Below are 13,806 nucleotides of genomic sequence, written 5' to 3' on the forward strand. Positions count from 1 at the left end.
ATTTGAAGGATACGAAGATTGTGGCAGGCACAAAAAAACGGCCCGAAGGCCGTTTTTTATTTACCGCAATCGCTCAACCACCGAGGTACGCCTCGCGCACTTTCGGGTCGGTCAGCAGCGCTTCACCGGTGCCTTGCATCACCACGCGGCCGTTCTCCAGAACGTACGCACGGTCGGCGATTTTCAGCGCCTGGTTGGCGTTTTGCTCGACCAGGAACACGGTCACACCGTCCTTGCGCAGTTGTTCGATGATGTCGAAGATCTGCTGGATGATGATCGGTGCCAGGCCCAGCGACGGCTCGTCGAGCAGCAGCAGTTTCGGCTTGCTCATCAGCGCGCGGCCGATGGCGAGCATCTGCTGTTCGCCGCCGGACATGGTGCCGCCGCGCTGACTGAAGCGTTCTTTCAGGCGTGGGAAAAGTCCGAGAACCTTGTCCATTTGTTCCTGATAGTCGCCCTTGTCGGTGAAGAAGCCGCCCATGGACAGGTTTTCTTCGACGGTCAGACGGGCAAACACCCGACGGCCTTCCGGCACCACAGCGATGCTTTTGCGCATGATCTGCGACGAGTCCTGGCCGACCAGTTCCTCACCCATGTAACGGATGCTGCCGCTGTGCGCCTGCGGCGAACCGCACAGCGTCATCAGCAGCGTGGACTTGCCGGCACCGTTGGCGCCGATCAGGGTCACGATCTCGCCCTGACGGACTTCGACGTTGACGCTGTGCAGGGCCTGGATCTTGCCGTAGAAGGTGGAAACGTTTTCGAACTGCAGCATTTACGCTTCCCCCAGGTAGGCTTTGATCACTTCAGGATTGTCGCGGATCTGTTCCGGCGTGCCGTCGGCCAGAGGCGTGCCCTGGTTGATCACGACGATGTGGTCGGAAATGCTCATGACCAGTTTCATGTCGTGTTCGATCAGCAGCACGGTGACGTTGTGCTCTTCACGCAGCATGCCGATCAGCGCTTTGAGGTCTTCGGTTTCCTTCGGATTGAGGCCGGCGGCCGGTTCGTCGAGCATCAGGATCCGTGGACGGGTCATCATGCAGCGGGCGATTTCCAGACGACGTTGCTGACCGTATGCCAGGGTGCCGGCAGTACGGTTGGCGAACTCCTTGAGGTTGACCTTTTCCAGCCAGTACTCGGCAAATTCCATCGCCTCGCGCTCGCTTTTGCGGAACGCCGGGGTCTTGAACAGGCCGGACAGGAAGTTGGTGTTCAGGTGACGGTGCTGGGCGATCAACAGGTTTTCGACCGCCGTCATGTCCTTGAACAACCGCACGTTCTGAAAGGTGCGCACCACGCCTTTGAGCGCGATCTTGTGGCCCGGCAGGCCCTGAATCGGCTCGCCGTCCAAAAGGATGCTGCCGCCGGTTGGCTGATAGAAACCGGTCAGGCAGTTGAACACCGTGGTCTTGCCCGCGCCGTTCGGCCCGATCAGCGCAACCACCTGTTTTTCCTTCACGGTCAGGGCCACGCCATTGACCGCCAGCAAGCCGCCGAAGCGCATGCTCAGGTTTTCGACCTTAAGAATCTCGCGGCTCATTTTCGCAACTCCATGTGAGGGCGTTGCATCGGCAGCAGACCTTGTGGACGCCAGATCATCATCAACACCATCAGGGCACCGAACATCAACATGCGGTACTCACTGAATTCACGCATCATTTCCGGCAACAGGATCATCACCACGGCCGCGAGAATCACGCCGAGCTGCGAGCCCATGCCACCCAATACGACGATGGCGAGGATGATCGCCGACTCGATGAAGGTGAAGGATTCCGGCGTCACCAGACCCTGACGGGCAGCGAAGAAGCTGCCGGCAAAACCGGCGAATGCAGCACCGAGGGTGAACGCGGAAAGCTTGATCACGGTTGGATTAAGACCCAGCGCGCGGCAGGCAATTTCGTCTTCACGCAGCGCTTCCCACGCGCGGCCGATCGGCATGCGCAGCAGACGGTTGATGACGAACAGTGCCGCCAGCGCCAGCAACAGGGCAACGAGGTAGAGGAAGATCACCTTGTTGATCGAGTTGTACTGCAAGCCGAAATACTCGTGGAAAGTTTGCATCCCTTCTGCGGCTTTACGTTCGAAGGTCAGACCGAAGAACGTCGGTTTCTCGATGTTGCTGATACCGTTCGGGCCACCGGTGATGTCCGTAAGGTTACGCAGGAACAGACGGATGATCTCGCCGAAGCCAAGGGTCACGATCGCCAGATAGTCACCGCGCAGTCGCAAGACCGGGAAGCCCAGCAGGAAGCCGAACGTCGCCGCCATCAGGCCGGCAATCGGCAGGCAGATCCAGAAGCTCAGGCCGTAGTAGTGCGACAGCAGCGCGTAGCTGTAGGCGCCGACGGCGTAGAAGCCGACGTAACCCAGGTCGAGCAGACCGGCCAGACCGACGACGATGTTCAGGCCCAGGCCGAGCATCACGTAGATCAGGATCAGCGTGGCGATGTCCACCGCGCCACGGGAACCGAAGAACGGCCACACCAGCGCAAGCAGGATCAGCCCAATGATGAAATAGCGCTGGGTGGTCGGCAGGGTCAGGAAGTTGCTGGCCTTGGCCGGGATCAGCGGCATGCCCGGCGAGGAACGCCAGGCCTTGCTGATCTGCTGGTTGAACAGCACGCGCAGGAACATCAGCACAGAGCAGATGGCGATGGTCGCCAGAACCGCCGTGCTGGTGTTGTGCACTTCCAGATTGATGCCGACGATGGTCAGTTTCAGACCGAGTACCGGGTAGGCCACGGCCCACACCAGCAAGGCACTGAACAGTGCCTGTTTAAGATTCCTAGTCATACTTTCTCAACCTCCGGACGGCCCAGAATGCCGGTCGGACGGAACAACAGCACCAGAACCAACAAGCCGAAAGCCACGACGTCCTTGTACTGGTCGCCGAAGATATCGGCACCGAAGGCTTCCGCCACCCCAAGCACCAGCCCGCCGAGCATGGCGCCGGGGATGCTGCCGATGCCGCCCAGTACCGCAGCGGTAAAGGCTTTGAGGCCGACAAGGAAACCGGCGTTCGGGTTGATCACCCCGTATTGCATGCTCAGCAGTACGGCCGCGACGGCCGCCAGCGCAGCACCAATGACGAAGGTCAGGGCGATGATGTTGTTGGTGTTGATACCCAGCAGGTTGGCCATCTTGATGTCTTCGGCGCAGGCGCGGCAGGCGCGGCCCAGACGAGAGCGGGAGATGAACAATGTCAGGCCGAGCATGGCGATCAGGGTCACCACGAACACCACGATTTGCATGTAGGAAATCAGCACTTCTTGTGCGCCACCTGGGCCGAAGGCAATGTTGCCCGGAATCAGGTTGGGGATAGCTTTGTCCTTGGAGTCTTGCGCCAGCAGAACCGTGTTCTGCAGGAAGATCGACATACCGATGGCGGAAATCAGCGGGATCAGACGGTTGCTGCCGCGCAAAGGGCGGTAGGCAATGCGTTCGATGCTGTAACCGTAGGAGCTGGTCACGACGATGCTGGCGATGAACGCCGCCGTCATCAACAGCGGGACACTGTCGAGTCCCATCATGGTCAGCCCGGCGATGGCGATGAACGCCACGTAGGAGCCGATCATGTACACCTCGCCGTGGGCGAAGTTGATCATTCCAATGATGCCGTAAACCATCGTGTAGCCGATGGCGATCAGGGCATACATGCTGCCAACGTTCAGGCCGTTAACCAGCTGTTGGAAGAAGTGATAGATGTCAGGCATTACAGCGCTCCTAAAAACCTGATACGCATTTCACTGGTGGAGTCATTTTCCCGCCCGGCCCCGTGGATCTTTATCCACTTCGAATCCGGGTTTTGCCAGCGAACCGCTGATGACGGTTTTGAGATTTTCAGGTGGGGAGACTGGCGGATCACGCCAGCGCGGCCCTATACATTCGTAAAACAAAGCCCACGGCACGCCGTGGGCTTTATTGGCAGTCAGTTCGGCAATGCCTTACTGAGGCGAAACTTCAGTTTTAGGTTTGCCGTTGTGCCACTCGTAGACTACGAATTTGAAGTCTTTCAAGTCGCCCTTGGCGTCGTAGCTCAGGTCGCCAGTCGGGGTCTTGAAGGTGCCGGCGTGAATGGCGTCTGCCACTTTGGTCGGGTCTTCGGACTTGGCAGCCTTGATGCCTTCGGCGATCAGGGTCACGGCCGAGTAGGCCGGGAACACGAACGGGCCGCTCGGGTCTTCTTTCTTCGCTTTGAATGCATCAGCCAGGGCGATGTTGGAAGGGTCCTGGTCGAAGGATTTCGGCAGGGTTACCAGCAGGCCTTCGGCAGCGTCTTTGGCGATCTGGGTGATCGAGTCGTTACCCACGCCTTCCGGACCCATGAACTTGGCTTTCAGGCCTTTTTCCTGAGCCTGGCGCAGGATCAGACCCAGCTCAGGGTGGTAGCCGCCGTAGTAAACGAAGTCGACGTTGGCTTGCTTGAGCTTGGCAATGATGGCCGAGAAGTCTTTGTCGCCAGCGTTGACGCCTTCGAATACGGCAACTTTGGTGCCTTTCTTCTCAAGGGTCGATTTGACGGCGGTAGCGATACCTTCACCGTACTGCTGCTTGTCGTGCAGGACGCCGACGATTTTCGGTTTGACGTGATCGGCAATGTAGTTACCGGCGGCAGGGCCCTGGGCGCTGTCCAGACCGATAGTACGGAAGATCATTTTGTAACCACGGGCGGTGATGTCCGGGCTGGTGGCAGCCGGGGTGATCATGATCACGCCTTCGTCTTCGTAGATGTCCGAAGCAGGTTGGGTAGAGCTGGAGCACAGGTGACCGACCACGAACTTGACGCCGTCGTTGACGACCTTGTTCGCAACAGCTACCGCTTGTTTCGGATCGCAGGCATCGTCGTATTCAACGGCTTCGAGTTTCTTGCCGTCGACGCCGCCCTTGGCGTTGATCTGCTCGATGGCCATTTTCGCGCCACTGAACTGCATGTCGCCGTACTGGGCTACAGGACCGGTTTTTGGACCGGCGATGCCGATTTTGATGGTGTCAGCTGCGAACGAATGGCTGGCAACCCCGGCCAGAACCATAGCGGCAAACAGTTTGGAAATCTGCTTAGTAGCCTTAGTCATAGTGCTCCACTCTTACTGTTGTAATTTTTTTGAGTTCTGGCGCCGTAGCAGCAGAACCGGGTCAGATATCTTTGCGATACCCTCCGGAAATGCCCCCGGCAACTGTACCGGTACAGTGTAGAGCGCCGGTTGTCAGCCTGGGAAGCGGGCGCCGAGGGGCAAAACTTGGGGGTGTCGCATTTTTGAATGAAAAAGACAGAATTGCGGCGGGGCGTTCGTGGGCATATATCCCAATCAGCAGCATTCCCTGGCGTTCCTGCTCTTTTCGTTCGGTAAAGCCATTTGCAACCGGGTTTTTCTGGCGGATCACCGACGTTATCATTCGCGTCGATTTCTTTTCCGGACAGTTCCCATGAATCAAGAACCTAGCACCCTCTATGCCAAGCTGCTTGGTGAAACCGCATCTATTACCTGGAAAGAGCTGGAGCCGTTCTTCGCCAAGGGTGCCCTATTGTGGGTCGACCCTGACCTTGATTTGATCGCCGCTGCCGAGGCCGTGGCGTCGGATGAGGGCGAGAAAGTCGCTGCCTGGCTGGCCGAAGACAGGGTCGCCAAGCTGTCTGAAACGCGGGCGCTGGATCTTTTTGAACGTGATCCGCAGCTGTGGGCGGTGGTGGTTTCGCCGTGGATTCTGATCCAGGAAAGGGCGCAGGTCTGACGGCTTGCACCTTTGTAGTGCGCGGCGTCATCGTTGAAAAGTGGGTAGCCGAGTAGCGTGATGGCACGTTGCCGTAGAGAAACGCCACAAGCGAGGGTGGCTCACGGTGACGTAAACGTAACGGGAACAGTTTAGTAAGCAGCCTAACGGCTGCTTAATTGTTTCTGGATGTTGGCAATGAAGGTTTGCGGTGTCTGGAGTGGCCTCTTCGCGAGCAGGCTCGCTCCCACATTTGGAATGCATCCCCCTGTGGGAGCGAGCCTGCTCGCGAATGGGGCGACTCGTTCCTGGATTAGACCGAGTAAGACTTGCCGGTATGGTTATTGAGGGAAATAACCTTGGTCTTGCCAATCCGGTGACGATAGATCTCGCGCAGGTACTTGATCGACTTCTTCACGCAATCGCGCGACAGGCGAATGTCGTTGATCGAGACAAACTTCTCTTTGTCGTTGATCAGCTCGCGGTACTTCTTCTCGTACATCGGTTTGATCGCGTACCAGTTGGTGTCGAGAATCTTCGCCGGGTTTTCGAATTCGTTGAGCAGATCATCAATGCGTTCTTCGTCGAAGTCCTCGTTGATGATGAAGTCGAGGATCGAATTGTCCAGCGTCTCGTCGAAACGGTACGGGGTCTTCGCGAAGCAGCGCTTGATGAACGCGACGATCAAGGTCAGGAAGTCGTCCGACAGGCACGGGCTCTTCGCAATCAATGTGGTCAGCGACAGGTTGGCCGAGGCGCCGATCACCAGTGCATAGCGCTTGAGCGTGGTGTTGGGGAACAGGCTGTTGAGGTGTGTCTTCAACCGGTTCAGGTCCATGTACGACAACTTGTAGTCTTTGGGCAGCGAAACGATCGAGACCACCGACGAGCAGTTCTTGAAGAAGTGCAGATCGTGCAGGGCGGCGGCGTCGTAACCGGAATTCTTGTACTGCTCCAGCGAGGCGCGATAGCGCTTTGACTCGATTGGCAACAGGCTGATGCCTTCGATGGCCTGGGTTACTTTGTTGAAGTGCGGCAGGTCGATCGAGCGGAAGAACAAATCGTCGATGTTCAGGCGCTGTGGCTCTTTATCGAACACCTTGAACTTGTCGCTGCTCGGCGGAGGCGTTTCCGGCACTACCGATTCGGCGTAGGCAATCGCCACCGGTCCGGCCAGGCTCATGAACAGGTCGTTGGCGTCGAGGCGAATGGTTTCGCCGATGTCGATGCCGGCGCGACGGAAGTAGTTCTGGTCGTAGTCAGTCGTGACTGCCTGCGCCGTCAGAATGTTGAAGATCTGCTGCGAGATGTACTGGTTGGCGTGCTTCTCCATCGCATTGACATCAATGTTCTGGATGTTGCCGTCGTCGCTCTCTTCGGCGTAACGCATGATGTCGTTGGAGATCAGCATCATTGCGTTCCACGGGCGGATACGGCCCATGACGCTGGCTTCGCTGCTGTCTTCGTTGGCGAAGTTGTAGGAGAAATCCCATTCTTCCGAGAGGTATTTGCACAGCAGGCGACCGGCGTTGATGTGCAGCGCCTCGGACATTTCGCTGCGGTGGTCGGAAATGTTCGGCAGCACGCAGATGCCGCTGGTGAAGATCGGTTCGAACACGAACGAATGACCGCTCTTGCCGTCATGTTCGTCCATCGGCTTGGTGTCGAACGTCTTGTTCATGTACGAGTGTTGCTGGGCCAGGCCAAATTCCGAGGCCATGCCCGAACCGGTACCGCCGCCGGCACTGAAGATCGAGAAGTACAGGCGCGACTGGTTGGCCTTGATGCCGCAGCTGTCGATCAGGTACGAGTGGATCATTTTCCAGTCGGGGCTGGAAAAACGCTGGGTGTCCTTGTTGAGGATGATCTTCGCCAGGTACTGGCCGAGGATCGGCGCGTTACCGGCGCCACCGGCGTGGACTTCGGACAAGTCCATGATCTTCATTTTGCTGTAGTCGCGCAGGAAACCGCTTTTCTCGCCCTTGCGCGAGAAACGGATACGCCCGGCGATGTCTTTGTCGAGGTCGCCGAGCATCACCAGCGGCTCGACCAGAAACACCGGTTTGGTCGACTTGTTCGGGCCGATCCGCAGGTTGTTCTTGATCCACTGTGCCGGGCTGTAACCCTTGTCGGCCAGGCGCCGGTCGGCTGCCCGATCCTCGTTGTTAAATTCGTTGAGGTAGAACTTGCGCGCGTTGTACACCAACTCCGCCACGTCGAGGGCGATGTTGGAGCCGCAGCGACCGAGGCCGATCAGGCACACCGACGGGAATTCCTGATCGTTGTGCTGTTCGTTATCGCCTTCCAGGTGCGGCGGACGCGGGAATACCAGATCACGCAGACCATCGAGGTTGTCGAGGATGCGATCGGTGTTGGTTTCGGTGAAGTACAGGTATTGCTGGGTACCCAGCGGACGCGAGGGGTGCAATGGCTTCGACGGTGACGGGCTGTTCGCAGCGGGGCTCAGGGTCAGATCGGATACCGCAGTGGCGGGATTATTTTTAGAAGTCATTTTGCGCCATATACCTGGACTGGTTGGCTCGGTGACTGATGTCAGCGAACCTCACGGAATAAGATCTCGCGTCTTTTTTGCGCGAATTAGGCCCGAGCGTCAGGGACTTGGCCTGACTGTCGCTTGGGGGAATCCTTTCCTGATCGTTGATGAATCGGCCATTATTCGGCGATCTTTAATCGAAAAGAGGCAAAATGATGTCAACGCTACCATCGTTGGGATTCGCCGGAATCGGTCTGATGGGGTTGCCGATGTGCCGGCGCCTGTTGGCCGCGGGTTATCCGTTGACCGTGTGGAACCGTAACCCGGCCAAGTGCGCGCCACTGGTCGAGGCCGGTGCCCGGCAGGTGGCGAGCCCCTCCGAGCTGTGCAAGCACGCCGACGTGGTGATGGTGTGTCTGGCCGATACGGCGGTGGTGCGCGAAGTGGTGTTCGGCCCGGCCGGTGTTGCCGAAGGTGCGAAGGGCGGTCAGTTGCTGGTGGATTTTTCCAGTCTTGAACCAACGGCTACTCGTGAGATGGCAGCGCAGCTGAAAAGTGAAACCGGTATGAGTTGGATGGATTCACCGGTTTCCGGCGGCGTGGTCGGTGCCGAGGCCGGCAGTCTGGCGATCATGGTCGGTGGCGATGCAGCCGACCTTGAGCGCGTGCGCCCGGTGTTGCTCAATCTCGGTCAACGCGTTACGCACATGGGCGGCATCGGCGCCGGGCAAGTGACCAAGGCCTGCAACCAGATGATAGTTGCCTGCAATGCGTTGGTGATTGCCGAAGTGGTGGCGCTGGCCGAGCAGGCGGGTGTTGATGCGAGTCTGATCGCCGAAGCGCTGGCTGGCGGTTTTGCCGATTCGAAACCGTTGCAGATCCTCGCTCCGCAAATGGCCGAAAGCCGTTTCGAACCGATCAAATGGCACGTACGCACGTTGCTCAAGGATCTCGACACCGCGGTGAAATTCTCCCGCGAGCAAGGCTCGGCGACGCCGATCAGCGGATTGGCCGCACAACTGATGCGCCTGCATGGGGCTCAGGGCTTTTTGGCGAAGGATCCAGCGACACTGGTGCAAATGTACCGCGCGCCAGAATCAACGGATTGACCGCATGTGAATGTTTACGCTGATTGATTTCTTCCAGCACCGGGCGCAGTTCGTCCAGCGGCACCGGACGGCTGAGCAGGTAGCCTTGGATAAAATCGCAGCCGGAACGCTCAAGGAATTCGTATTGCTCCAGGCTTTCCACGCCTTCAGTGACCACCTGCAAATGCAGGGTGTGGGCCATGACGATGATTGCCTGGACGATCTCCATGTCCGCCGTGGCTTTGGGAATGTCCAGAATGAACGAGCGGTCGATCTTCAGGGTGTTGAGCGGCAGGCGCTTGAGGTAGGCCAGCGACGAATAGCCGGTACCGAAGTCGTCGATCGACAGTGACACACCGAGGGCGCGGATCTGCCGCAGCAGCACCAGAGTGTTGGCAATGTTACCCATCAGGGCGTTTTCGGTGACTTCCAGTTCCAGCCGTTCCGGCGCGACGCCGGCGGTGCGCAGCGCACTTTCGATTTCGTCAGCCAACTCTTCCCGAGCCAGATTCAGCGGCGAGCAGTTCCAGGCGATTTTCAGCTCTGCGCAGCCGTGGTTCGACAGTTCGCCAAGGTCCCGGCAGGCCCTGCGCAGCACCCAGTTGTCCAGTTCGGCGATGAGACCATTGTTTTCGGCAATGCTGATGAAACGATCCGGTGTCAGTAGTCCGTGAAGCGGGTGTTGCCAGCGGATCAGCGCCTCTAACTTGGTGACCCGACCGGTTTTCAGTTCGAAGATCGGTTGGTAATACAGCATCAGACCATTTTCTTCGCGCAGGGCGTGGCGCAGTTCTTCTTCGAGTTGCAGTTCCAGAGTCGCGCGGTTTTTCAGGTTGGAATTGAAAAAGTGCAAGCCATTGCGCCCGGCACCTTTAGATTGATACAGGGCCAGATCCGCGTGCTTGAGCAGTTCTTCGCAGGTGGTGCCGTCTTCGGGAAACAGGCTGATGCCGATGCTGGTGGTCATCACCATCCGGCGTCCGGCCAGTTCTATCGGCTCCTTCATCTTCAGCATGATGCGCTGGGCCATGGTGCGCGCCTCTTCGCGATCGCGCAGGCCGATCAGGATGCAGAACTCGTCGCCGCCAAAACGCGCGACGACGTCTTCATGGCTGCGCACAGAGCTTTTGATGTGATTGGCAATGACCTTGAGCAGGGCGTCGCCGGCATCGTGGCCCAGGCTGTCGTTGATGCGTTTGAAGTGGTCGATGTCGAGAAACATGACCGCGAGCATGCCGCCCTCGGTGGTTTTCTGGCTGAGTTTCTCGGCGAAGATCTGGTTGAAGCCGCGGCGGTTGATCAGATTGGTCAGGGCGTCGTAGTTGGCCACTTGCTGCAATGACATGCGCGCCTGATCGAGTTGGCTGAGCAGGGCGTTGACCCGGCGCAGATCGTGTTCCTTGCTTTGCAGTTTCTTGTCGGCCAGCGCCGCGCTGATCGCGCTGCCGAGAATCAGCAGGATGATCAGCGCCACTGTCAGGCCCAGTTGCAAATGGCTGGTTTCGGCCGACAGGTCCGGTGCGCTGCCTTCCGGTAACACCAATTGCAGTGCGGCCATCCCGGTGAAGTGCATGCTGAAAATGCCCGCGCCGAGAATCAGTGCGGCGCTGTACTTGAGCATCTGATGAGCCAGGCCACTGCCTTCGCGCAAGTAGCCTGCGACCCATAACGCGGCGAAACTGGCGCCGATGGCGATGGCGATCGACAGCGCAAACAAAGTCGGTTGGTAGTAGGCGGTGGCGCTCGACTCCATGGCGGCCATGCCGACGTAATGCATGCCGGCAATACCGAGGCCGATGACCACAGCGGTTTTCAGGTAAAGCACCAGACTCGGCTGTGCCTCGCTCAGCGTGTGCATCGCCAGCCACGAGGCGAGCAGGGCGATCAGCAGGGAGAACAGGGTGATCGGCAGGTCGTAATGGATTTCGATCGGCGCCTGGAAAGCGAGCATGCCAATGAAGTGCATGGCCCAGATCCCGCCGGCCAGGCAGGTCGCGCCAATCCAGCGCCATAGGCGTTGCGAACCAAGGTCTTCGGCGTGAACGACCCGCTCGGCCATATCGAGCGTAGCGAAACTCGCGGCGCAGGCCACCAGATAGGCCACCAGCACCAGAAAGGGATTATGTGTGCAATCAAGAATGACCTGCCCGCTCTCCGGCAGCTCGGTAACAAACTGCAAACCAAGCCACTCCATAGCATGCCCCGTCTCTGAAGTCGTCCTAACCGCGCGGTTAACGCAGGCGAATGACAGGAGTATAGAGGCCGTTTTCGGGGTGCAAGGGGTAGTGGCACATTGGCGCTAACGATTTCGTCATTAGCGTCATAGCGATTGGTGCTAAATGTCAGGCGCTTTTATCGAAAGGGATTTCAGCCCAGTCCGATTGCAGGGGCGGCAAACCAAAACGGGCGCGGGCCTTATCGCAATCGACATTCTGTTCGCCGTTCTCCCAGGAAGCTTCGAATTCCCGGCAGGGACTGGAACGTTTTTCATAAATCGAGCAGTGCACTGTACTCCCGACTTCGCCGACCAATGCCGTGCAACGCGGCGATTTGCAGTCGGTGCCGTTCATTGCCACCCGACTGGGACTGATTTGTGTCACCAGTTCATCGGGCACCGTCCCCCCGGAAGATGAGCACTCACCCCAAAAAAAAGACACACGAAAATGGGAACAGCAGGCACCGCAATTCAGACACGGACTGACTTCGGACATGGGCGAGGGCATCAAAGGGATTGATCGGGAGATCCGGACGGATACGGCGGCCATTCTAGGCTTCGCCACGGACTTGGGAAGGGGGGCGCGAAACTATTTTTTTGTGGCAAGGTTTTGCCGCAAAAGCCCCGGTTTTCGGGGGATTACAGACTTATCAAGGGCTTACGTTTCGTTACAGTGCCATGGCCCGATATCAGGCAGACGAATGATCACAGACAGCCCCTGTCTGGCTGACTAGATTGCAGGTTCCGGGCTCGGATGCGTTGGCAGTGAAGCCCTATAACAATAAAGAGACGGACCCATGCAGAACTCGACCCAAGCGGCGAATGCCTGGCGCATTCTGTTCCTGCTGTTCCTCGCCAACCTGTTCAATTTTTTCGACCGCACCATCCCGGCGATCATCATCGAGCCGATCCGCATGGAATGGCACCTCAGCGACTTTCAACTGGGTATCGTCGGCACCGCATTCACCATTGTCTACGCGATTGCCGGTTTGCCCTTGGGGCGCATGGCCGACACCGGCTCACGCAGCAAACTGATGGGCTGGGGTCTGGCGACCTGGAGCGCGCTGACCGCCGTCAACGGGCTGGTGGGCAGTTTCTGGAGTTTCCTCATCGTGCGCATGGGGATCGGCATCGGTGAGGCCAGTTATGCGCCGGCGGCCAACTCGCTGATTGGCGACTTGTTCCCGGCGCACCGTCGGGCGCGGGCCATGGGCATTTTCATGTTGGGGCTGCCGCTGGGGCTGTTGCTGGCGTTCTTCACCATCGGTTGGATGGTCAAGGCTTTCGACAGTTGGCGCGCACCGTTCTTCATCGCCGCCGTACCGGGCCTGTTCCTCGCGATCTTCATGTTTTTCATCAAAGAACCCAAGCGCGGTGCGGCGGAAACCGTGCAGGTCTCACAGGAGAAAGTCGACAAGCCGATCCGTCGGATTCTCGCCGTGCCGACGTTCCTGTGGCTGGTGATGGCGGGGTTGTGTTTCAACTTCGCGACTTATGCCTGCAATTCGTTTCTGGTGCCGATGCTGCAGCGCTATTTCCTGATGCCATTGCAGGAAGCGGCAGTGGCGACCGGTGTGATTGTCGGCGTCACCGGGCTGGTCGGTTTGACTCTGGGTGGCTGGATCGCCGACAAGATCCACCAGCGTGTGGCCAATGGGCGGCTGCTGTTTGCCGCATTCAGCCTGATTGTCTCGACGGTGTGCACGGCATGGGCGCTGCATGCCGGGCGTATCGAGATCGGTGTGTTTGTCGCGGTGTTCAGCCTCGGCTGGCTATTTGCCTATAACTTCTACACCTGCGTGTATACGGCGATTCAGGACGTGGTCGAACCGCGTCTGCGCGCCACGGCGATGGCCTTGTTCTTTGCCGGCTTGTATCTGCTGGGCGGTGGTCTTGGGCCGGTGGTGGTGGGTGGGCTGTCGGATCACTTTGCCAAGTCGGCAATGGTTGCAGCGGGGGCGGAGCAGATGACCGAGGCGTTCAAGGCGGTCGGGCTGCATGATGCGATGTACCTGATCCCGGTGGCGCTGTTTCTGACCATGGTGTTTCTGTTTCTGGCGTCGCGGTGTTTTGTGCAGGATGCGAAGCGGATGAAGGAGGGGCTGGTGGCGGTGGTTGAGCCAGAGGTGGCTGCGGCGACTGCATAACCGCCTTCGCGAGCAGGCTCGCTCCCACAGTAGTTCTCCAGCGTGAACACAATCCCTGTGGGAGCGAGCCTGCTCGCGAAAGGGCCAGTAGCATCACCGGATAAATAACAGGCAAACAAAAAGGCCCGCATCACTGCGGGCCTTCTTGTT

11 protein-coding genes are annotated in these 13,806 nt (G+C 58.5%); 3 read left to right on the forward strand and 8 right to left on the reverse strand.

Features of this window, described 5'->3' with window-relative positions:
• Nucleotides 1-73: 73 nt before the first annotated feature.
• From ACA074_RS06450 to ACA074_RS06470, 5 genes are all read right to left on the reverse strand, one after another.
• Nucleotides 74-775: an ABC transporter ATP-binding protein gene (locus ACA074_RS06450; RefSeq protein ID WP_187679447.1), complete on the reverse strand. Its 702-nt coding sequence runs from the start codon at nt 773-775 to the stop codon at nt 74-76.
• Entirely contained in the window at nt 776-1,543 is a 768-nt protein-coding gene (livG, locus tag ACA074_RS06455) for a high-affinity branched-chain amino acid ABC transporter ATP-binding protein LivG (protein WP_187679446.1), read from the reverse strand.
• Nucleotides 1,540-2,796: a high-affinity branched-chain amino acid ABC transporter permease LivM gene (locus ACA074_RS06460; RefSeq protein WP_401272259.1), complete on the reverse strand. Its 1,257-nt coding sequence runs from the start codon at nt 2,794-2,796 to the stop codon at nt 1,540-1,542. Before ACA074_RS06460 ends, livG begins: the two co-directional genes overlap by 4 nt.
• Entirely contained in the window at nt 2,793-3,716 is a 924-nt protein-coding gene (gene livH / locus ACA074_RS06465) for a high-affinity branched-chain amino acid ABC transporter permease LivH (RefSeq protein WP_007918526.1), read from the reverse strand. The genes ACA074_RS06460 and livH overlap by 4 nt, the downstream gene beginning before the upstream one ends.
• Nucleotides 3,717-3,947: 231 nt before the next feature.
• Nucleotides 3,948-5,075 carry a branched-chain amino acid ABC transporter substrate-binding protein gene (locus ACA074_RS06470; protein ID WP_489878362.1) on the reverse strand — a complete coding sequence of 376 codons (1,128 nt, stop codon included), beginning with the start codon at nt 5,073-5,075 and terminating at the stop codon, nt 3,948-3,950.
• A gap of 352 nt (nt 5,076-5,427) precedes the next feature.
• On the opposite strand from ACA074_RS06470, the gene ACA074_RS06475 reads away from it, so the two are divergent.
• Complete coding sequence (locus ACA074_RS06475) at nt 5,428-5,733, forward strand: DUF2288 domain-containing protein (protein ID WP_497678643.1); 306 nt, start codon at nt 5,428-5,430, stop codon at nt 5,731-5,733.
• Between the two features lie 292 nt (nt 5,734-6,025).
• Here ACA074_RS06475 and ACA074_RS06480 read toward each other — a convergent pair whose 3' ends face one another.
• Nucleotides 6,026-8,224, reverse strand: a complete 2,199-nt coding sequence (locus tag ACA074_RS06480) for a hypothetical protein (RefSeq protein WP_489878363.1) — start codon at nt 8,222-8,224, stop codon at nt 6,026-6,028.
• A 194-nt stretch (nt 8,225-8,418) separates the two neighbouring features.
• Between ACA074_RS06480 and ACA074_RS06485 the strand changes: the two genes are divergently transcribed.
• Nucleotides 8,419-9,315 carry an NAD(P)-dependent oxidoreductase gene (locus ACA074_RS06485; RefSeq protein ID WP_497616766.1) on the forward strand — a complete coding sequence of 299 codons (897 nt, stop codon included), beginning with the start codon at nt 8,419-8,421 and terminating at the stop codon, nt 9,313-9,315.
• Here the strand turns inward: ACA074_RS06485 and ACA074_RS06490 are convergent.
• Nucleotides 9,206-11,488, reverse strand: a complete 2,283-nt coding sequence (locus tag ACA074_RS06490) for a putative bifunctional diguanylate cyclase/phosphodiesterase (RefSeq protein WP_497678644.1) — start codon at nt 11,486-11,488, stop codon at nt 9,206-9,208. The genes ACA074_RS06485 and ACA074_RS06490 overlap by 110 nt on opposite strands.
• A 148-nt stretch (nt 11,489-11,636) precedes the next feature.
• Nucleotides 11,637-12,005 carry a YkgJ family cysteine cluster protein gene (locus tag ACA074_RS06495; protein WP_095188967.1) on the reverse strand — a complete coding sequence of 123 codons (369 nt, stop codon included), beginning with the start codon at nt 12,003-12,005 and terminating at the stop codon, nt 11,637-11,639.
• 301 nt (nt 12,006-12,306) lie between these two features.
• Here ACA074_RS06495 and ACA074_RS06500 point away from each other — a divergent pair, with 301 nt between their 5' ends.
• The gene (locus ACA074_RS06500) at nt 12,307-13,656 is read left to right on the forward strand and encodes a spinster family MFS transporter (protein WP_489878365.1); all 1,350 of its coding nucleotides are present in this window, start codon (nt 12,307-12,309) and stop codon (nt 13,654-13,656) included.
• The last annotated feature ends 150 nt before the right edge of the window (nt 13,657-13,806 follow it).

Source organism: Pseudomonas sp. LBUM1655 (assembly GCF_059716085.1).